The organism is Verminephrobacter aporrectodeae subsp. tuberculatae At4 (genome assembly GCF_000193225.1).
Taxonomy (GTDB): Bacteria; Pseudomonadota; Gammaproteobacteria; order Burkholderiales; family Burkholderiaceae_C; genus Acidovorax; species Acidovorax aporrectodeae.
Map to the genome: position 1 here is coordinate 1 of NZ_AFAL01000487.1, position 1,525 is coordinate 1,525.

Below are 1,525 nucleotides of genomic sequence, written 5' to 3' on the forward strand. Positions count from 1 at the left end.
GAAGCTCTCGCGCGTGAGCTTGCCGCTGTCGTGCGCCTGGCGCAGACCCTCGATGAACACGCGCGCGACCAGATAGCCCTCCAGGCTCGAATAGTTGGGCTGCACCTTGTCGCCGCCCTTCTTGATGGCGTCGAGGAACTCGCGTGTGATCTGGTGCGCGGGCCGGTAGGGCGAGGGAACCACCTGCGAGACCACCACGCCGGCGCCGTCCGCGCCGAGCGCGTCGGCCAGCGCTTGCGTGCCCACGAAGGACACGTTGTAGAAGGTCCCGCCAAAGCCCGCCTTGCGCGCGGTGCGCACGAAGGCTGCGGCCGAGGCGTAGGCCGTGACGAGCACCACGGTGTGGGGTGCGGTGGAAATCAGCTTCTCGATTCCCGCCTTCACGTCGATCGAATTGCGCTCCACCGTCGCCGTGGCCACCGGGGCGAGACCGATCGCGGTCAGCGCCTTCGTCATGCCGTCGAGCCCGGCCATGCCGTAGGAGTCGTTCTGGTAGAACACCGCGATTTTCGTGAGCCCCAGGCTCGTGAGGTGGCGCACGATGAGCGCCGTCTCGTCGTAGTACGAGGCGCGCACATGAAAGATCAGGCGGTTGAACGGCTGGCGCAGCGCCTCGGCCCCCGAGAAGGGGCCGAAGAACGGCAGCCGGGCCTTGGTGAAAAAGGGCAGCGCAGCCAGGCTGCCGGGGGCGCCGATATAGCCAAACAGCGCGAACACCTCGTCGGCAATGAATTTGCGGGTGTTTTCGGCGCAGCGCTCGGGCTCGTAGCCGTCGTCCAGGGTGCGGATTTCCACCTGCCGCCCGCCCAAGCCGCCCTGGGCGCTGAACTGGTCAAAAAAGAGCTGCGCCCCGAGGTTGAACTGCACACCGAGCTGGGCCGCGGGGCCGGTGAAGGGGGCCGATTGCCCGAGCACGATGCGGCCATCGCCCTGCGCCCGCGCCAAATGAAAGCCCCCCAGCGCCACGGCGCCCAGGCCCACGGAAAACCGTCTGCGACCCCATGCGGCTTGGTTCATGCTGAAATCCCCGTCCCGGTGTTGCGTGAGAGAGCCAAGGAGGTGGCCTCTTGCTACCGGTTTCCGGTGGTGTGCCGGTAGACAATGTCGGCGATTGTCTGCGGCAATTTACCGCGGGTCTGTAATGGAATGGCAGCCGCAGCGGGCGGCCACGGCGCGCCGGCCCTGGCAAGCAAAGCAAGGGCGCCCCGGGGGAAGGAATCCGGCGCGCATCGGGTCGGCGCGCGGAGTCGGGGGGCTGCGCATGCGGCGCTGAAATTGGAAATTCACACGCCCTTACCATCCCCTGCGCCGCAAGCACCAGACCCGTCGCAATCTCCCCACCACTCGGGCCGATTCCCGCGCGCAGTTCAGGGATCAGCTGCGCACGCGCCCGTCGCCGGTGAGCATGGATATTTCGACGAACTTCGACGCGGCATGGTTGCTGGCGCTGAACGACACCGGAAAGCCCGAGATCGTGCGGTTGCCGATCGCCTCGGTGCCCGCGATGAAGCTCTCGCGCGTGAGC

General features: G+C 67.3%; 1 protein-coding gene and 1 pseudogene. Both read right to left on the reverse strand.

The genetic code is table 11. The annotated features are described in order from the left end of the window. The coding region (locus tag VTU_RS0115770) for an ABC transporter substrate-binding protein (protein WP_010105901.1) at nucleotides 1-1,017 on the reverse strand (1,017 nt) is incomplete at its 3' end. 357 nt (nucleotides 1,018-1,374) lie between these two features. Continuing rightward, nucleotides 1,375-1,525, reverse strand: a pseudogene (locus VTU_RS32895) (ABC transporter substrate-binding protein); the annotation flags it as partial.